The 17,754-nt window shown below is 63.1% G+C and carries 16 protein-coding genes; 13 read left to right on the forward strand and 3 right to left on the reverse strand.

Annotation, left to right across the window (positions count from 1 at the left end):
* Positions 1 to 66: 66 nt before the first annotated feature.
* Both K6T12_RS10615 and rsgA read right to left on the reverse strand, forming a co-directional pair.
* Positions 67 to 1,725 carry an HDOD domain-containing protein gene (locus K6T12_RS10615; protein ID WP_222222250.1) on the reverse strand — a complete coding sequence of 553 codons (1,659 nt, stop codon included), beginning with the start codon at positions 1,723 to 1,725 and terminating at the stop codon, positions 67 to 69.
* Between the two features lie 45 nt (positions 1,726 to 1,770).
* The gene (gene rsgA, locus K6T12_RS10620; protein ID WP_222222252.1) at positions 1,771 to 2,808 is read right to left on the reverse strand and encodes a small ribosomal subunit biogenesis GTPase RsgA; all 1,038 of its coding nucleotides are present in this window, start codon (positions 2,806 to 2,808) and stop codon (positions 1,771 to 1,773) included.
* Between the two features lie 116 nt (positions 2,809 to 2,924).
* Here rsgA and orn point away from each other — a divergent pair, with 116 nt between their 5' ends.
* Positions 2,925 to 3,470 (forward strand): oligoribonuclease, encoded by a 546-nt coding sequence (gene orn, locus K6T12_RS10625; protein WP_222222254.1) that lies wholly within the window; start codon positions 2,925 to 2,927, stop codon positions 3,468 to 3,470.
* Between the two features lie 35 nt (positions 3,471 to 3,505).
* On the opposite strand, the gene queG is transcribed toward orn, so the two are convergent.
* Entirely contained in the window at positions 3,506 to 4,624 is a 1,119-nt protein-coding gene (gene queG, locus K6T12_RS10630; protein WP_222222256.1) for a tRNA epoxyqueuosine(34) reductase QueG, read from the reverse strand.
* A gap of 70 nt (positions 4,625 to 4,694) precedes the next feature.
* Here queG and K6T12_RS10635 point away from each other — a divergent pair, with 70 nt between their 5' ends.
* The 12 genes from K6T12_RS10635 to K6T12_RS10690 all read left to right on the forward strand — a co-directional run bounded on the left by K6T12_RS10635 (position 4,695) and on the right by K6T12_RS10690 (position 17,593).
* Positions 4,695 to 6,221, forward strand: coding sequence for an NAD(P)H-hydrate dehydratase (locus K6T12_RS10635; protein WP_222222258.1), 1,527 nt, complete (start codon positions 4,695 to 4,697; stop codon positions 6,219 to 6,221).
* Positions 6,218 to 6,697: a tRNA (adenosine(37)-N6)-threonylcarbamoyltransferase complex ATPase subunit type 1 TsaE gene (gene tsaE, locus K6T12_RS10640; RefSeq protein ID WP_222222260.1), complete on the forward strand. Its 480-nt coding sequence runs from the start codon at positions 6,218 to 6,220 to the stop codon at positions 6,695 to 6,697. The genes K6T12_RS10635 and tsaE overlap by 4 nt, the downstream gene beginning before the upstream one ends.
* Positions 6,698 to 6,741: 44 nt before the next feature.
* Positions 6,742 to 8,049 (forward strand): N-acetylmuramoyl-L-alanine amidase, encoded by a 1,308-nt coding sequence (locus K6T12_RS10645; RefSeq protein WP_255611661.1) that lies wholly within the window; start codon positions 6,742 to 6,744, stop codon positions 8,047 to 8,049.
* A gap of 15 nt (positions 8,050 to 8,064) precedes the next feature.
* Positions 8,065 to 9,963, forward strand: coding sequence for a DNA mismatch repair endonuclease MutL (gene mutL / locus K6T12_RS10650; RefSeq protein ID WP_222222264.1), 1,899 nt, complete (start codon positions 8,065 to 8,067; stop codon positions 9,961 to 9,963).
* Positions 9,964 to 9,993: 30 nt separating this feature from the next.
* Positions 9,994 to 10,899 carry a tRNA (adenosine(37)-N6)-dimethylallyltransferase MiaA gene (gene miaA / locus K6T12_RS10655; protein WP_222222266.1) on the forward strand — a complete coding sequence of 302 codons (906 nt, stop codon included), beginning with the start codon at positions 9,994 to 9,996 and terminating at the stop codon, positions 10,897 to 10,899.
* 125 nt (positions 10,900 to 11,024) lie between these two features.
* Entirely contained in the window at positions 11,025 to 11,264 is a 240-nt protein-coding gene (gene hfq, locus K6T12_RS10660; protein ID WP_222222284.1) for an RNA chaperone Hfq, read from the forward strand.
* Between the two features lie 8 nt (positions 11,265 to 11,272).
* The gene (gene hflX / locus K6T12_RS10665; RefSeq protein ID WP_222222268.1) at positions 11,273 to 12,571 is read left to right on the forward strand and encodes a ribosome rescue GTPase HflX; all 1,299 of its coding nucleotides are present in this window, start codon (positions 11,273 to 11,275) and stop codon (positions 12,569 to 12,571) included.
* Positions 12,572 to 12,660: 89 nt separating this feature from the next.
* Entirely contained in the window at positions 12,661 to 13,863 is a 1,203-nt protein-coding gene (gene hflK, locus K6T12_RS10670) for an FtsH protease activity modulator HflK (RefSeq protein WP_222222270.1), read from the forward strand.
* Complete coding sequence (gene hflC / locus K6T12_RS10675) at positions 13,863 to 14,750, forward strand: protease modulator HflC (protein WP_222222272.1); 888 nt, start codon at positions 13,863 to 13,865, stop codon at positions 14,748 to 14,750. The genes hflK and hflC overlap by 1 nt, the downstream gene beginning before the upstream one ends.
* 116 nt (positions 14,751 to 14,866) lie before the next feature.
* Positions 14,867 to 15,064, forward strand: coding sequence for a DUF2065 domain-containing protein (locus K6T12_RS10680; RefSeq protein ID WP_222222274.1), 198 nt, complete (start codon positions 14,867 to 14,869; stop codon positions 15,062 to 15,064).
* Positions 15,065 to 15,085: 21 nt separating this feature from the next.
* Positions 15,086 to 16,258, forward strand: coding sequence for an ATP phosphoribosyltransferase regulatory subunit (locus tag K6T12_RS10685; protein WP_222222276.1), 1,173 nt, complete (start codon positions 15,086 to 15,088; stop codon positions 16,256 to 16,258).
* Between the two features lie 39 nt (positions 16,259 to 16,297).
* The gene (locus K6T12_RS10690; protein WP_222222278.1) at positions 16,298 to 17,593 is read left to right on the forward strand and encodes an adenylosuccinate synthase; all 1,296 of its coding nucleotides are present in this window, start codon (positions 16,298 to 16,300) and stop codon (positions 17,591 to 17,593) included.
* The last annotated feature ends 161 nt before the right edge of the window (positions 17,594 to 17,754 follow it).

Consider the following 17,754-nt stretch of genomic DNA (forward strand, 5'->3'; position numbering starts at 1 on the left):
GCAAATCGGTGGACCTGCCATCATAACCCCTTGTCGACGGGCCGACAAACAAGTTGGCGATCTCTTTCAGCCTTTGGTCATCCGCCGTAACGCCAGGCTTGCCGCCGAGCAGAGATAGCGGAACCGCTCCTGGTGGAACTGCTGCAGTGGGGCGCCGTTGCTGGGGCTGTCGATATGGACGATGCCGATCGGCCGGTTGTTGAGGAACAGCGACATCAGCAGTACGCCATCGTTCGGCACCAGCGGGTGATAGTCGTCCGGCAGCATGCGGATCAGCTTGTCGCGGTTGTCGGAATTGAGCCAGATGCAGCTGGGCTTTTTGATCAGCCGTTTGAACAGGCTGGGAACCTCCAGGTCGTGGGCAAATGCCTTGGCCGGACTGTCTTCGCTGAGGCCGATCGCCGAGGCGATGTTGAGCTGTTGCTTGTCGCCCTTGACCCGGTGAAACAAGACCCGGTCGACGCCCAGTCCCTTGTGCAGCCCCTGCAGCAGCCCCTGCAGGATATGGCGGGGCTCGGTGTACAGGTCGTAGCCTTTCAGGAAGCGCTGGGCGGTCTGGCCGTAAATATTGGCGTCGGACAGCTCTGCGCCGGCCGGCTTGTCCGCTTGGGCTTCCCGCTTGCCCGCCTTGAGCGCCGCGGCTGCCGCCTTGGCTTTCTCCGCTTCCAGTACCCAGTTGGGCTTGACCGGTTCAGGGCAGCTCTGGGAATGCAGTTGCGTCTCTTTGGCCGACAGCAGGTACTGGCCGCGGCAGTCGGACGGTAGCAGCAGCATCTCGGCAGCCGGCGTCAGGGTGCCGGGTACGTGGTACTGGCGGGCGGACTGGGCGCACTGCTGGTGCAGCAGGGCGGCGGTCTGGTCCAGCTCGTCCTTCAGGTAATCGTTGACGATATCGACGATCCGCAGGGTCTTGCTGTGTGCCCAGCCCAATGGTGCGGTCAGCGCCAGCCAGTTGGCCAGCTTGACCGGGAAGAACTTTTGTTGGACCAGGTGGTTGGTGTCGCGGATATCCTCGTCGTCGAGTCGAGGGTCGTTCATCGCCCGCAGATGCAGCAGTCGCAACATCGAGCGGTCTGGCGAAGTGTCGTGGTCCAGGCTCTCGCCGGCCAGCGGCGACACCTGCCAGTGTTCGATCAAGGCCTTGGAGATCTGCTGCACGGTGCAGCCCAGTACATCGGTTTCCGCCAGCACGTTGTCGATCCCCTGGTCGCGGATCTTGCCCTGGATCTTGCTCATATGCAGCGGGGCGTGCAGCCACAGCGACCAGTGGCCAACACCGTAGAACAGCGCCGCCAGGTAGGTCTCTTCGCTGAACATGCTGTGCTTGCGGCGCGCCAGTTGCTGCGCCTGGGTGGCGGCGTGATGGCTGTTGGCGATGGCGCGGAAGTACATTTTCTGCGCCACGCTGGCCGGATTGAGCTTCATGGCCGGCAATTGCTCGACGGCCTGCTGCAGGTTGACGATGCCGAGGCTCTGCACCGCATGACCGAGACCGGTGACCTGTGAGCCCTTGGCCTGGTGGCGGTTGGCCGCTTCGCGCACCACCGCCAGCGCCAGCACCGGGTCGCAGCTGATCAGCTGGCTGAAATCGGCCAGGGTGGCACTGTCGCTGCGCAGCAACTTGCGCAGCCGGACCTGTACGCTGTTGCGCACCGACAGCGGTTTGTCGCTGAGATACGCCAACCAGCTCTCGACGCCGTAGGGGGGCTCTTGTACTTCACTCATCTTGAGTTCGTGTCTCTCCGGGCATTCGGGTCGCAGGGCCCAACTTTACCTGACCTTGATGCTCTGGTCTTCCAGTGAGGCAAGTATATGCCAGTAACTCTGCCAGCGCGCTTCGCTGATGTCGCCGTTCTGGTAGGCTGCTTTCAGCGCGCAGCCCGGTTCCTGCTGGTGCTTGCAGTCGCGAAAGCGGCAGTGGCCGATATGGGGGCGGAACTCGCGAAAGCCCTCCATCAACTGGTCCGGCTCGATATGCCAGAGGGCGAATTCACGGATTCCCGGCGAATCGATCAGGTCGCCGCCCGTCGGGAAATGGAACAGCCGCGCGGTGGTGGTGGTGTGCCGGCCTTTGCGGGTCTGCTCCGAGAGTTCGCCGACTTTCAGGTCGACGCCCGGCAACAGCGCGTTGATCAGCGAGGACTTGCCGACCCCGGACTGGCCGACGAACACGCTGACCCGGTCGTTAAGCTCGGCCTCCAGTTCCGCCAGGCCGGCCTGGGCCGAGGCCGAGGCGTGCAGTATCTGGTAGCCGATCGCCTGGTACTGCTGCAGCAGTGCCTCGATCGCCGGGCGGTTGTCGTCGTTCAGCAGATCGATCTTGTTGATCAGCAGTACCGGTTCGATGCCGCTCAGTTCGGCGGCCACCAGGTAGCGGTCGATCAGGTTGCTGAACGGTGTCGGTTCGACCGCGACGGTGATCACGATAAAGTCGATATTGGCCGCCACCGGTTTCAGTTCGCCCTGCGGGTTGGGCCGGCTCAGCACCGAACGGCGCGGCCGGTTGGCGACGATCACGCCGCCCTCGGTGCCTGCCCGCCAGACAATCTGGTCGCCGGTGACCAGTTGGCCGAGGTTGGCGCGCATGTGGCAGCGCACGATGGTACCGCGTGCTTCGCCGTCGAGCGCTTCCACATCCACCTGGCGGCCGAAGTGGGAGATCACCAGGCCCGACTGCTCCGGCCCCAGTTCGCCGCCTTCCAGCTCCGCATCGACCGCCGCGTCCCGCTTGGCGACGCGCTCGGCCCGCTCCTGCTGGATCTTATTGATGCGCCAGTGCTGGCGGCGGGTCAGTTTGCGTTTGGCCATCAGGCGGGGTTCCTCGTTCATGCAGCGTTAGGGGCCGGCGTTAGTCATCTGCCGGTCGGCTAAGGTATTCTATTACATCGGAATTTCATTGTGTCGCTTTAATATGGGGATGGGCTATGTCGTCACGCAAGGACAACCTGATCTGGATCGATCTGGAGATGACCGGACTGGAGCCGGACAGCGACCTGATCATCGAGATCGCCACCATCGTTACCGATGCCCAGCTGAATGTACTGGCCGAGGGGCCGACGCTGGCGATCCATCAGAGCGATCAGGTGCTGGAAAATATGAATCCCTGGTGCGTCGACCAGCACGGCCGCTCCGGGCTGACCCAGCGGGTGCGCGACAGCCGGATCAGCGAGCGCGAGGCGGAACTGCAGACGCTGGAGTTTATCGCCCGGCATGTCGACAAGGGCGCCTCGCCGATCTGCGGCAACAGCGTGCACCAGGACCGCCGCTTCCTGGTCAAGTATATGCCGGAGCTGGAAGCCTACTTCCACTACCGCAACCTCGACGTCAGCACCCTCAAAGAGCTGGTGCGGCGCTGGCAGCCGGCACTGCTGGACGGCTTGAAGAAGCAGGGCTCGCACCTGGCGCTGGACGATATCCGCGACTCGATCAATGAGCTGCGCTACTACCGCCAGCATTGTTTCAAGTTTTAGTTCAGAACTGTTTTTAATTCGGAACTGTTTCAAATTCAGAACTTAAGCTTGGCGCCGCGCCTGTGGGTCAGCAGTTTGACCGGCTCGGCGGCCCGGTCGAGCTGTGCCAGCGCCCACTGCACGTGCTCGCGGACGATCGCCGACGGGTGCTCCAGCCGGGCCCGCAGCGCCTGCTCCACCTCGGCGCCGCCGCGGCTGTTGCCCAACGCCACGGCGATGTTGCGCAGCCAGCCGATATGGCCGGTGCGGCGGATCGCCGACCCCTCGGTATTTTTCAGGAAGGTCGCCTCATCCCAGTCGAACAGCTCGACCAGGCGACGTCGGTCGAGCCGCTGGCGCGGGTGGAAATCCGGCTCGGCGGTGATATGGGCGAAGCGGTTCCAGGGGCAGATCAGCTGGCAGTCGTCGCAGCCGAAGATCCGGTTGCCCATCAGCGGCCTCAATTCCTCCGGGATCGAGCCCTTCAGCTCGATGGTCAGGTAGGAGATGCAGCGCCGGCCGTCCAGCACATAGGGCTGCGGGAAGGCGTTGGTCGGACAGACATCCATGCAGGCGGTGCAGCGGCCGCAATGCTCCTCGTCATAGGGCGGATCGACCGGCAATGGCAGGTCGACGAACAGCTCGCCGAGGAAGAACAGCGAGCCGGCGTCGCGGTTCAACACCAGACTGTGCTTGCCGATCCAGCCGATGCCGGCCTGGCGGGCCAGCGGCCGCTCCAGGATCGGCGCGCTGTCGACGAAGGCACGGTAGCCGAGGTTTTCGACCTGCTGCTCGATCTGTTTGCCGAGCTGGGTCAGTCGCTTGCGCATCAGCTTGTGGTAGTCGCGGCCGAGGGTGTAACGGGCCACGTAGGCCTGGTCGCCGTCACGCAGGTTGTCGAGCGGTGCGCTGTCCGGCGGCAGGTAGTCCATCCGCACGCAGATGATCCGCTCGGTGCCGGGCACCAGCAGGGTCGGGTCCAGCCGCTTGTCGAGATGGTTGTTCAGGTAGTCCATCTCGCCCTGGTAGCCGGCGTCCAGCCACTGCTGCAGGTGGTCCGTCTCGGCGCGGGTGTCGGGTTGGGTGATGCCGCACTGCTGGAAACCCAGTTCGGCTGCCCAGGCCTTGATCTGGTCGGCCAGCTGTTGCAGTTGTTGTTCGGTCAGGTCGGGCATTGCGTTCGGGCTTGCGAAGCGGGTCGCAGGTTCCTCTATAATGGAGCCAAATTAGCGAGTTAGCAGTCATATGTCCGTAATCAGACACCCCCTGCCGAGCGCATTATACACCGCCGAGCAGAGTCGTACGCTGGATCGCCTTGCCATCGAACAGCAGGGCATCCCCGGTTTTAAATTGATGCAGCGTGCCGCCCAGGCGGCGTTCAAGGCGTTGCAGGTACGTTGGCCGAAAACACGCCGGTTGAGCGTGTTGTGCGGCAGCGGCAATAACGGCGGCGACGGCCTGGTGGTCGCCGTGCTGGCGCGGCGCCAGGGGCTGGCCGTGCAGCTGCTCTGCCTGGCAGACAATGTCGATGACTACACCGGCCGCTTGCAGGGCGAGGCACTGGACGCCTACCGGCTCGCCTGTGACGAAGGGCTGCGGCTCGACCCCTATCAGCCGGGCATGGCGCTGAGCGGTGAGCTGATCGTCGATGCGATGCTGGGCACCGGCCTCAGTGGCGAGGTGCGCGGCCTCTACCGGCAGGCGATCGAGCAGCTTAATAGCCAGCCGCAGCCGGTATTGGCGGTGGATATCCCGTCCGGGCTCTGTGCCGACAGCGGTCGGGTGTTGGGCGCGGCGGTCGTGGCGAAGCTGACGATCAGTTTTATCGGCCTGAAGCGGGGCTTGCTGACCCACCAGGCGGTCGATCATGTTGGCGAATTGTTGTTCGACGACCTGCGGGTCAGTGATCAGGTGTATCAGCAGGTGCCGGTCGATCTGTTCCGTACCCGGGAAGCTGAGCTGGCCAGTCTGCTGCCGGCACGACCGCGCAGCGCCCATAAGGGGCATCATGGCCGGCTGCTGGTAGTTGGCGGCGACCGGGGCATGGGCGGCGCGGCGATCATCGCCAGCCAGGCGGCGGCCCGTTGCGGCGCCGGGCTGGTGTCGCTGGCGACCCGGCCGGAGCACCTGGGCGCGGCGTTGAGCCGCTGCCCGGAGGTGATGAGCCATGCGGTCAATTCCGGCCAGGAGCTGGAGCCGTTGCTGGGGCAGGCGGAGCTGCTGGTGGTCGGCCCGGGGCTGGGTCAGAGCGCCTGGTCGGATCAGCTGTTGCAGCAGGCGCTGGCCTGCGGCAAGCCGGTGCTGCTCGATGCCGATGCGCTGAATATGCTGACCACCACCAAGGCGCTGCAGGGGCTCAAGCGAGACAACTGGATTTTGACGCCGCACCCCGGTGAGGCGGCGCGGCTGCTGGGAGTGACTGCTGCCGAGGTGCAACAGGACCGCTTTGCCGCGGTCAAGGCGCTGCAGCAGCGTTACGGCGGTACGGTGATCCTGAAAGGCGCCGGCTCGCTGGCGTCTGACGGTCAGCAGACATACCTGTGCGTGGCCGGCAACCCGGGCATGGCCTGCGGCGGTATGGGGGACCTGCTGTCCGGTATCGTCGGCGCCTTGTTGGCCCAGCGGCTGGCTGCGCTGGACGCCGCGCGCCTTGGTGTTTACCTGCATGCCCGGGCGGCGGACCTTTGCGTTGAACTGCAGGGCGAGCGCGGCCTGCTGGCGACTGATCTGCTGGCGTGGCTGCCGCGGTTGCTGAATGGAAAGGAACTATGACCCAGTATGTGAGCTATGTCGCCGATGAGGCGGCGATGGTGGCGATGGGCCGGGCGCTGGGCGAGAGCTGTGTCGGCGGCGCGGTGGTGTTCCTGCTCGGTGACCTGGGGATGGGCAAGACCACCCTGGCACGCGGCGTGCTGCAGGCGTTCGGTCATCAAGGCAAGGTTAAGAGCCCGACCTATACGCTGGTGGAGCCCTATGACACGGCACGGGGTTCTGTTTATCATTTCGACCTGTACCGGCTGGCTGACCCGGAAGAACTGGAATACCTGGGGATTCGCGACTATTTCGATGCCGATGCGCTCTGCCTGATCGAATGGCCGGCGCGGGGGGAAGGCGTATTGCCGCAGCCGGATCTGGTGCTCGAGATCGCGCTGCAGGACCGCGGCCGCCGTCTGCAGTGGCAGCCGCAAACCGCACGGGGCGAACGGATCGGCAAGCGATTGGTGGAGTTGACGGAAAGGATGGTATGACGGGGTGGAGCCGCGGGCGCCTGAGACGCTTTGGAATTCTGGGGATGCTGCTACTGCTGCTGGGCGTAACCAGCGTGCAGGCAGCCAGCGTCCGCAATGTGCGGATGTGGCTGGCGCCGGACCATGCCCGGCTGGTATTCGACCTCAGCGGCCCGGTCGAGCACAAGATCTTCACCCTCAGCGGGCCCGACCGGCTGGTGCTGGATATCGAGCGCAGTTCGTTGGCCACCGATCTCGGCAAGCTTGGCCTGGCCAAGAGCCCGATCGACAAGATCCGCAGCGCCCAGAAAGGCAAGAACCTGCGCATCGTGCTGGACCTGAACGAGAAGATCCGGCCGCGCAGCTTCGACCTCAAACCCAACGATCAGTATGGCCACCGCCTGGTGGTTGACCTGTTTCGGCCGGAACAGCAGCCGGTCAGTGTACCGCTCGCCAGTAGCAGTAGCCTGGACCAGAAGCGCGATATCGTGATCTCCATCGACGCCGGCCACGGTGGTGACGACCCCGGCGCGATCGGGCCCGGCCGCACCCGCGAGAAGGACGTGGTGCTGGCGATCGCCAAGCGGCTCGATGCGCTGCTCGACGCCGAACCCGGCTTCAAGGGCGAGCTGACCCGCCAGGGGGATTACTACATCAGCCTGCGCGGTCGCACCCAGCTGGCGCGCAAGAACAACGCCGACATGTTCGTGTCGATCCACGCCGATGCTTTCAAGAACCCGGCTGCCCGCGGCGCCTCGGTCTGGGTGCTGTCGCCGCGCGGCGCCAGCAGCGAGATGGGTCGCTGGCTGGCGCGCAAGGAGAACAGTGCCGACCTGATGGGCGGCGTCGGCAGCGTCAGCCTGGAGGACAAGGACAAGGTGCTGGCCAGCGTGCTGCTGGATATGTCGATGACCGCCAGCCGGGCCGACAGTCGTGAGCTGGCGAAGAATATTCACAGCAATATCGCCGGCTTCGCCCGGATGCATAAGAGCCATGTCGAGCAGGCCGGCTTCGTGGTGCTGAAATCACCCGATATCCCGTCGGTGCTGGTTGAAACCGGTTTCATCTCCAACCCCGCGGAGGCCCGCAAGCTGCGCAGCAGCGGCTATCAGCGCCAGATGGCCGATGCTATCTTTCGGGGTATCAAGGCGCACTTTCATAGCAGGCCGCCGGCCAACAGCCTGATCGCCTGGCAGCAGCGCGGCGGCCAGGGTCAGGCCGGCCTGACGCGCCAGTACAGGGTGGTACGGGGCGATACGCTGTCGCTGATCGCCAGCCGCCACGGCGTCAGCCTCAGTATGCTGAAGAAAGCCAATCGGCTGAGCCATGATCGGATCCGGGTCGGTCAGGTGCTGACCATTCCCGCTAGTTAATAACAGGGCCAGGCCATGAAACGTATTCATCTGCTGTCGCCACGGCTGGCGAACCAGATTGCCGCCGGCGAGGTGGTCGAGCGGCCCGCGTCGGTGGCCAAGGAGTTGCTGGAGAACAGTCTCGATGCCGGTGCCGGCAAGATCGAGCTGGATATCGAACAGGGCGGCGTCAAGCTGATCCGACTGCGTGACGACGGCCAGGGGATCGACAAGGAGGATCTGCCGCTGGCATTGAGTCGGCACGCCACCTCCAAAATACGCGAGCTGGAAGACCTCGAGGCGGTAGCCAGTCTGGGCTTTCGTGGTGAGGCGCTGGCGTCGATCAGTTCGGTGTCGCGGCTGACGCTCAGCTCGCGGCGGGCCGGCGACAACTCTGGCTGGCAGGTGCAGACCGAGGGGCGCGACATGTCCGCCACCGTGGCGCCTGCGGCCCAGGCGCAGGGCACCACCGTCGAGGTGCGCGACCTGTTCTTCAACACCCCGGCGCGGCGCAAGTTCCTGAAAACCGAAAAGACCGAGTTCAAGCACCTGGAAGAGGTGGTCAAGCGGCTGGCATTGAGCCGTTTCGATGTCGGTTTCACGCTACGCCATAACGGCCGGGTGATCCACCAGCTGCGCGCCGGCCAGTCCGATCTGGAGATGGAGCGGCGTATCGCCGGGGTCTGCGGCTCGGCGTTCATCGACCAGGCGTTGCGGGTCGATGTGGCGGCGGAAGCCTCCGGCCTGCGGCTGAGCGGCTGGATGGGGCTGCCGACCTTCTCGCGCAGTCAGGCCGACCTGCAGTATTTCTTCGTCAACGGCCGGGTGATCCGCGACAAGGTGGTCAACCACGCGGTGCGCCAGGCCTATCAGGATGTGCTCTATCATGGCCGTCAGCCGGCCTACGTGCTCTATCTGGAGCTGGATCCGGCGCTGGTCGACGTCAACGTGCATCCGACCAAGCACGAGGTGCGCTTCCGCGAGAGCCGGCTGGTGCATGATTTCATCTTCCGCACCCTGCACCGGGTGATTGCCGATGTGCGGCCCGAGGCGTCGGTGGCGACGCCGGAGCGGGAGGGTGCGGCGCTGCAGGCGCCGGCCGGACGGCTGGAGAGCACGCCGCAGCGGTTCGAGCAGGCGCGCATGGCGCTTGCCCAGCGCGAGCCGATCAATGCCAGCGGCGTGGCCGAGCAGATCAGCCGCTACGGCGCGCTGCATGGCGAGCCGGTCGATCAGTCGCCCGCCGGGTCGGTGCCGGATTTGATGCGCTCGTCGCCGCAGCGGCCGTCCGCCCCGGTTATATCTCCCGCGATGCAGCCGGCTATGTCGCCGGCGGCGGACGACGAGGAATGCCCGCCGCTCGGCTATGCCGTGGCCCAGTTGCACGGCATCTATATCTTGGCGCAGAACAGCGCCGGGCTGGTGCTGGTCGATATGCATGCCGCCCATGAGCGGATCGTCTACGAGCGGATGAAATCCGCGTTCGACACCGAGGTGATCCGCAGCCAGCCGTTGCTGGTGCCGGTATCGCTGGCGGTCAGTGCCCGCGAGGCGGACTGCTTCGAGGAGCAGGCGGCGGTGTTCGAACGGCTCGGTTTCAAGCTCGACCGGCTTGGCGAGGAGACTCTGCTGGTACGCCAGCTGCCGGTGGCGCTGGCCAAGGCGGATGTCGAGCAGCTGGTCCGCGATGTGCTCAGCGATATGCTGATGTTCGGCAGCAGCAGCCGCATCGAGCAGAGCATCAATGAGCTGCTGGCGACCATGGCCTGCCACGGCGCGGTGCGGGCCAACCGTCAGCTGACGCTGCCGGAGATGAATGCGCTGCTGCGCGATATGGAGCGCACCGAGCGCAGCGGCCAGTGCAACCATGGCCGGCCGACCTGGACCCAGCTCAGCCTGGCCGAGCTGGATAAGTTGTTTATGCGGGGGCAGTAAGCGTTGGCGCAGTTACCGGTAATTTTTCTGATGGGGCCGACCGCCTCGGGCAAAACCCAGCTGGCGATGGATCTGTACGACCGGCTCGGTTGCGAGATCGTCAGCGTCGATTCGGCGATGGTCTATCGCGGCATGGATATCGGTACCGCCAAGCCGGATGCCGACACCCTGGCACGCTACCCGCACCGGCTGATCGACCTGCTCGACCCGAGCGAGAGCTATTCGGCGGCGGATTTCCGCCGCGACGCGTTGCGCGAGATCGATCAGATCCATGCCGCCGGGCGAATCCCGCTGCTGGCGGGCGGCACCATGCTCTATTTCCAGGCGCTGCAGAACGGTCTGGCCAATCTGCCGTCGGCCGATGAGCAGGTGCGTGCCGAGCTGCTGGCCGAGGCGCAACGGCTCGGCTGGCCGGCGATGCATGAGCGGTTGCGCCGAATCGACCCGCAATCCGCGGCACGCTTGAAACCGAACGACTCGCAGCGGCTGCAGCGGGCGCTGGAGGTGCATCGGCTGACCGGCCGCACGCTGACCGAGCTCTGGGCCGAGCAGCAGCAGCAGAAACTGCCGTTCCCGGTGGTGTCGCTGGCGGTGATGCCGCCCGAACGTGCAGAACTGCACCGTCGCATCGCCGAACGTTTCCAGCTGATGTTGGCGCAGGGCTTCATCGACGAGGTGCGTACGCTGTGGGAACGGGGTGACCTGAACCTGCAGATGCCGTCGATCCGCTGCGTCGGCTATCGCCAGGTGTGGCAGTATTTCGCCGGTGAGTGGGACCATGACACCATGGTCGACAAGGCCATAATCGCCACCCGGCAGCTGGCCAAACGGCAGGTTACCTGGCTGCGCAGCTGGCCCGATCTGCACTGGCTTGACAGCCAGGATTCAAATTTGCAAGACAATGCCTTGAAATTAATAGAGCCAGTCATTATATAATGCCATATTGCCCTGCACTGTAACGGGCGTTTGGTTGTCGTGCCAAAAACGCGCCAATGCCTGTTGTTGTCGATGCTGCAGGGCAAAATAATAACGAATACAGCTTTTTCAGGAAGGAGTTTGCAATGTCAAAAGGGCAGTCTTTACAAGACCCTTATCTGAACGTTCTGCGTAAGGAACGTATCCCGGTGTCTATTTTTCTGGTTAACGGAATCAAACTGCAGGGCCAGATCGAATCGTTCGATCAGTTCGTGATCCTGCTGAAGAACACCGTCAGCCAGATGGTCTACAAACACGCTATCTCCACTGTGGTGCCGGCTCGCCCGGTAAAACTGCCACAGGCTGAAGAAAAGCCGGCAGGTTGAGGTAGTCATTGTTCTTTGAACGTCCCGAGTCTGGTGAACGCGCCATTCTCGTTCATATTGAAATGGCCGATGAGGCCGAACAGGAAAGTCCTCAGGAGCTCGAAGAGCTCGCCCTTTCTGCCGGTGCCGACCCCGTCGAATTCCTGACGGGGTCGCGCCACCAGCCCAGTCCCAAGTTCTTTCTCGGTAGCGGCAAGCTGGAGGAGCTGCGCGCGCTGGTGCATCAGCATGAGGCGGAGATCGTGATCTTCAACCATGCCCTGAGCCCCGGTCAGGAGCGCAATATCGAACGTGAGATCCAATGCCGGGTGCTGGACCGCACCGGTCTGATCCTCGATATCTTCGCTCAGCGGGCCCGTACCCACGAAGGTAAGTTGCAGGTGGAGCTGGCCCAGCTCGAGCACATGTCGACCCGGCTGGTGCGCGGCTGGACCCACCTGGAGCGACAGAAGGGCGGTATCGGCCTGCGTGGGCCGGGTGAAACCCAGCTGGAAACCGACCGCCGTTTGCTGCGGGCGCGGATCAAGAGTATCCAACGCCGGCTGGAACGGGTGCGCCGCCAGCGCGACCAGGGGCGGCGGGCACGGCGGCGGGCGGAGATCCCGACGCTGTCGCTGGTCGGCTACACCAATGCCGGCAAGTCGACCCTGTTCAACAAGATTACCGCCGCGGAAGTCTACGCTGCCGATCAGTTGTTCGCGACGCTCGACCCGACCCTGCGACGGATCGACGTGGCCGATGTCGGCAGCGCGATCCTGGCCGACACCGTCGGTTTTATCCGTCACCTGCCGCACAAGCTGGTCGAGGCATTCCGCGCTACATTGCAGGAAACCGTCGATGCGACCCTGTTGCTGCATGTGATCGACTGTCATGACGAGGAGCGTCAGGGTCATATCGAGCAGGTGCACGAGGTGCTGGCGGAGATCGGTGCCGACTCGGTGCCGACCCTGCAGGTGTACAACAAGCTCGACCTGCTGCGCGATCAACCGCCGCGTATCGATCGCGACGATGATGGCCGGCCGGTACGGGTGTGGTTGTCGGCGGTCAGCGGTGCGGGATTGGATCTGTTGGCACAGGCGATCAGCGAGCTGCTGGCTGATGATATTTTTCATCAGACGCTCTGTTTGCAGCCCGGTGAAGGGCAGTTCCGTGCCCAGTTGTATGCTCAGGGGGCGGTGTTGAGTGAGCAGGTTGACGAGCTGGGGCAGATAAAACTGGATGTCCGGCTTCAACGTAAGGATATGCTGCAGTTGTTGAGCCGTTTGGGGTTGGATCCTGAACGTTACATGGCGGTTGCGGTCCACTGAACACGGATGCGGAATATTAGTGCTTGCGCAGCTAGCGGGCGCTACCTAAAATTTTTCGCATTGAATCAAGCTTTTGTACGGAGAATTCTATGGCTTGGAATGAGCCTGGCGGCAACGGCGATAACCACGATCCCTGGCGTGGCGGGAATAATCGTGGCGGTAAGCGTGGCGATGATCAGGGACCGCCGGATCTGGACGATGCTTTGCGTAAACTGCAGGACAAGATGAATGACATCTTCGGTGGCGCCGGTAAGAAACGCGGTAGTGGTTTCGGCGGCGACGGCGGCGGTTCCGGGGCGACCGGTGGCGCAGGATTCTTCTGGCTTGTACTGGCGCTGGCCCTGCTGTTCTGGGGCGGTATGGGTTTCTATACCGTCGACCAGCAGGAGCGCGGCGTGGTGCTGCGGCTCGGTAAGTTCCACGAAGTGGTCAACCCGGGTCTGCAGTGGAACCCTCCGCTGGTCGATGAGGTCAGCAAGGTTAACGTTACCCGGGTGCGGGCGGTGGACCATGGCGCACTGATGCTGACCGAGGACGAGAACATTGTCGACGTTGAGCTGACGGTGCAGTATGTGATCGCCGACCCGAAGGCCTACCGTCTCAATGTGCGTGATCCTGACGATAGCCTGTCGCAGGCGGCCGAGTCGGCGCTACGTCATGTGGTCGGTTCTTCCGAGATGCACTCGATTCTGACCGAGGGGCGTGAAACCCTGGCGATTGATGTGCAGGGACTGCTGCAGGGCTACATGGAGGCCTATGGCACCGGTTTGTCGATCTCCAAGGTCAACATCAAGAACGCCCAGGCGCCGAGTCAGGTGCAGGATGCCTTCGATGACGTGATCAAGGCGCGTGAGGACGAACAGCGGGTCAAGAACGAGGCGGAATCCTACGCCAACAGCATCGTGCCGGAGGCGCGTGGTGCCGCCCAGCGGATGCTGGAGGAAGCCAACGCTTACCGCGAAGAGGTGGTGGCCAAGGCCGAGGGTGAATCCAAGCGTTTCGTAGCATTGCTGGAGGAATACGAGAAGGCGCCGCAGGTGACCCGTGAGCGTCTCTACCTCGATACCATGGAGTCGGTGATGACCGGCAGTCCGAAAGTGCTGGTTGACCTGGAGGGCGGCAACAACATGATGTACCTGCCGCTGGATAAGCTGGTGCAGAACGCCGAAGTAGCCCGCGACAGCAGTCGTGGTGCGGTGCGGTTGGATGATGACAGTCTGCGCCAGGTGACCAATCAGGTGATTGATCAGATCCGTCAACGTCAGCTCAGTACTCGTCGGGAGGGACGCTAATGAAACCAAGATCATTGTACGGCCTGATCGCCGCGCTGCTGGTGGTGCTGATCGGTTCCAAGGCGGTCTATATCGTCAAGGAAACCGAGCGAGCGGTGCTGCTGAAGTTCGGTGAGATCGTCAATGCCGACGTAGCGCCGGGGCTGCATTTCAAGGTGCCGTTCATCAACGTGGTACGCAAGTTCGACAGCCGGGTGCTGACGCTGGACGCACGGCCGCAGGCGTACCTGACGCTGGAGAAGAAGCGACTGATCGTCGACTCCTTCATCAAATGGCGGGTCGCCGATGTGCAGAAATACTATACCGCGACCTCCGGCGACGAATTCCGGGCCGCCGAGCTGCTGTCGACCCGTGTCGAAGGCGAGCTGCGTAACCAGTTCGGTGAGCGTACGCTGACCGAGGTGGTGTCCGGTGAGCGCGAGGAGGTGATGACCGATGTGATCGCCAACCTCAGCAAGATCGCTCAGGCCGAACTGGGTGTGGCGGTGATGGATGTCCGGATCAAGCGGATCGACCTGCCACCGGAGGTCTCCAACTCTGTCTACGAGCGGATGCGCACCGAGCGTGAGCGTCTGGCCCGTGAGCTGCGCTCGCGTGGTAAGGAGTTGGCCGAGGGGATTCGTGCCGATGCCGACCGTCAGCAGACGGTGATCAAGGCTGAGGCCTACCGTGAAGCCGAACAGGCGCGCGGTGAGGGCGATGCGCTGGCGGCCAAGATCTATGCCGATGCCTATAACCAGAATCCGGAGTTCTATTCCTTCCATCGCAGCCTGCAGGCCTACCGGAACTCCTTCGGTCGGAGCAACGATGTGCTGCTGTTGAAGCCGGACAGCGACTTCTTCAAGTACCTTGACAAGTCCGCCACCAAGGGCGGCGGCGCTGGTTAAAAAATTTACGATTGCGGGGCTCCATTCGCCCGCAGTCGTGGTAGAATCTCAAAAACCGGGCTGCGACCCGGTTTTTTTGTGGCAATACGCGAGAGCAGGCAACCTGTAGCAGAACCATGAGTGAGCAATTCTGGCAGGCGCTGGCGGCGGGTTTTGCGTTGATGCTGATCATAGAGGGCGTGATACCGTTCCTTTATCCGCAGCGTTGGCGGCAACTTGTGCAGCAGCTGGCTCTGGTGAGTAACCGGGTGTTGCGCTGGCTGGGTTTCGTCAGCATGTGCCTGGGCGTGTTGCTGTTATATTGGATACGCTGATTTAGGTCGACGAGGTAACGCATGGCATTGGCAGATCGCTGGTTGCTGCCGGACGGTGTAAAAGAGGTATTGGCGCCCGATGCGCATTATGTAGAAGCGCTGCGTCGCCGGATGCTGGATCTGTACCACCGCTGGGGATACGAACTGGTCATGCCGCCGTTGATGGAGCATCTGGACTCGTTGTTGACCGGTGTTGGTCGCGACCTGGATCTGAATACCTTCAAGCTGACCGATCAGCTCAGTGGCCGCACGCTGGGTGTGCGGGCTGATATCACCCCGCAGGTGGCGCGGATCGATGCCCACCGGATGCATACCGAAGGGGTTAACCGGCTGTGCTACTGCGGCTCCGTGCTGCACACCCATCCGGCCCAGCCGCTGGCTTCGCGCAATCCGACCCAGGTGGGTGCCGAGATCTACGGTCATGCCGGCATCGAGAGTGATCTGGAAGTGATCTCGCTGATGCTGGAGACCCTGGCGGAGGTCAAGGCTGATCATGATCTGAGCCTGGATCTCGGTCATGTGGATATCTTTGGCGGCCTGATGGCGGCGGCCGCGCTGGACGGCGCGCAGCAGGCGGAGTACCGCGATATCCTGGAGCGCAAGGCGCTACCGGAGCTGGCCCAATTCGTCGATACGCTGGACGGTCCGCAGGTGCGGGGCTGGCTGGCTGAATTGCCGCGTATGATCGGCGGCGTCGAGGTGCTGGCGCGGGCCCAGCAGGTATTTGCCGAGGCGCCGGCCCAGGTGGCCGAGGCGCTGCAATATCTGCAGCGGCTGGCGGATACCCTGCAGGCGCGCTATCCGCAGCTGGATCTCTACTTCGATCTGAGTGAGCTGCGGGGCTACAACTATCACACCGGCGTGGTGTTTGCCGCTTACGTGCCGACCCACGGCCAGGCGGTCGCCAAGGGCGGTCGCTACGACGAGATCGGTCGCGACTTCGGTCGTGCCCGGCCGGCCACCGGCTTCAGTGCTGATCTGAAGACGTTGGCGGAGCTGTCGCGCGAGCCGGTGTCGATGGCGCCGGTCGTGGTGGCGCCAGCCGGTGAGGATGAATCCTTGTTACGGGCTATCCGTGACCTGCGCGCGCAGGGCGAACGGGTGGTCCAGGCGCTGCCGGGGGCGGCGCAGGAAGATGCGTACAGCCACCAGCTGGTGCTGCGCGAAGGTCAATGGGTTATCGCCAAGCGGTAAGCCGGTCAAATAAACTTAATCAATCTCTAGAAGGCAACAATGGGTAGAAACGTCGTCGTTTTGGGAACCCAGTGGGGTGACGAAGGTAAGGGCAAGATCGTCGATCTGCTGACTGAGCAGACCGCGGCCGTAGCCCGTTTCCAGGGCGGTCATAACGCAGGTCATACGCTGGTAATCGAAGGGCAGAAAACGGTACTGCATCTGATCCCGTCCGGCATTCTGCGTGAAAACGTGCTCTGTTTGATTGGTAACGGCGTCGTGCTGTCCCCGGAAGCGTTGCTCAAGGAGATCAAAGAGCTGGAAGATGCCGGTGTACCGGTGCGCGAGCGGCTGCGGCTGAGCCCGGCCTGTCCGCTGATCCTGCCGTACCACGTGGCATTGGATCAGGCCCGTGAAGCGGCCCGTGGCGATGCCAAGATTGGCACCACCGGACGCGGCATCGGGCCGGCCTACGAGGACAAGGTGGCTCGTCGCGGTCTGCGTCTGGGTGACCTGATGAACACCGAGCTGTTCACTCGCAAGCTGAAGGAGGTGATGGAATATCACAACTTCATGCTGCAGAACTACTACCAGGCGGAGCCGGTGTCCTTCGATGCGGTGCTGGCCGAAGCGCTGGAGATGGCCGAGCAGCTGCGGCCGATGGTGACCGATGTGTCGGAGGTCCTGCATGACCTGCGCAAGCGTGGCGAGAACATCATGTTCGAAGGTGCACAGGGCTCGTTGCTGGATATCGACCACGGTACCTACCCGTACGTGACCTCCTCCAACACCACTGCTGGCGGTACCTCCACCGGTAGCGGTTTCGGCCCGCTTTACCTGGACTATGTGCTGGGTATCACCAAGGCGTACACCACCCGTGTCGGTGGCGGTCCGTTCCCGACCGAGCTGGGTTGTGACGTGGGTGCCCGACTGGCGGAGCGTGGCCACGAGTTCGGCGCGACTACCGGTCGTGCCCGTCGTTGCGGCTGGTTCGATGCGGTAGCGCTGAAGCATGCGATCCAGATCAACTCGATCTCCGGTCTCTGCCTGACCAAGCTGGACGTGCTGGACGGCCTGGAAACTATCAAGGTGTGTGTCGGCTACAAGGATAAGGACGGCAACGTGGTACAGTCGCTGAGCGGCAGCGAGGACTACGAAGCGGTCGAACCGGTATATGAGGAGCTGCCGGGCTGGAGTGAGTCGACAGTTGGTGTTCGCTCGCTCGAGCAGCTGCCGGCGGCGGCGCAGGCCTATATCAAGCGGCTGGAAGAGTTGTGCGAGGCGCCGGTGGATATTGTCTCCACCGGTCCGGACCGCAACGAAACCATCGTGTTGCGCGATCCCTACCAGGCCTGATCGGCTTGGTAAACAGGAAATAAAAAACCGGCCTAGGCCTAATGCCGATCAGTTAAGCTCTTTAACTTGCTGATCAGGCAAGAGAAAATCCGGAATCCATGTTAAGGGTTCCGGATTTTTTTATGCATTTCAGTCAGGCAGTGGATGCCATCTCTCGCGTT

The sequence above is a fragment of the Marinobacterium arenosum genome (assembly GCF_019795155.1).
Lineage (GTDB): Bacteria > Pseudomonadota > Gammaproteobacteria > Pseudomonadales > Balneatricaceae > Marinobacterium_C > Marinobacterium_C arenosum.

Coding starts and splice junctions, on each gene's coding strand:
- K6T12_RS10615 (WP_222222250.1), bottom strand. CDS start 1,725: ATGAGTGAAGTACAAGAGCCCCCCTACGGCGTCGAGAGCTGGTTGGCG.
- rsgA (WP_222222252.1), bottom strand. CDS start 2,808: ATGGCCAAACGCAAACTGACCCGCCGCCAGCACTGGCGCATCAATAAG.
- orn (WP_222222254.1), top strand. CDS start 2,925: ATGTCGTCACGCAAGGACAACCTGATCTGGATCGATCTGGAGATGACC.
- queG (WP_222222256.1), bottom strand. CDS start 4,624: ATGCCCGACCTGACCGAACAACAACTGCAACAGCTGGCCGACCAGATC.
- K6T12_RS10635 (WP_222222258.1), top strand. CDS start 4,695: ATGTCCGTAATCAGACACCCCCTGCCGAGCGCATTATACACCGCCGAG.
- tsaE (WP_222222260.1), top strand. CDS start 6,218: ATGACCCAGTATGTGAGCTATGTCGCCGATGAGGCGGCGATGGTGGCG.
- K6T12_RS10645 (WP_255611661.1), top strand. CDS start 6,742: ATGCTGCTACTGCTGCTGGGCGTAACCAGCGTGCAGGCAGCCAGCGTC.
- mutL (WP_222222264.1), top strand. CDS start 8,065: ATGAAACGTATTCATCTGCTGTCGCCACGGCTGGCGAACCAGATTGCC.
- miaA (WP_222222266.1), top strand. CDS start 9,994: ATGGGGCCGACCGCCTCGGGCAAAACCCAGCTGGCGATGGATCTGTAC.
- hfq (WP_222222284.1), top strand. CDS start 11,025: ATGTCAAAAGGGCAGTCTTTACAAGACCCTTATCTGAACGTTCTGCGT.
- hflK (WP_222222270.1), top strand. CDS start 12,661: ATGGCTTGGAATGAGCCTGGCGGCAACGGCGATAACCACGATCCCTGG.
- hflC (WP_222222272.1), top strand. CDS start 13,863: ATGAAACCAAGATCATTGTACGGCCTGATCGCCGCGCTGCTGGTGGTG.
- K6T12_RS10680 (WP_222222274.1), top strand. CDS start 14,867: ATGAGTGAGCAATTCTGGCAGGCGCTGGCGGCGGGTTTTGCGTTGATG.
- K6T12_RS10685 (WP_222222276.1), top strand. CDS start 15,086: ATGGCATTGGCAGATCGCTGGTTGCTGCCGGACGGTGTAAAAGAGGTA.
- K6T12_RS10690 (WP_222222278.1), top strand. CDS start 16,298: ATGGGTAGAAACGTCGTCGTTTTGGGAACCCAGTGGGGTGACGAAGGT.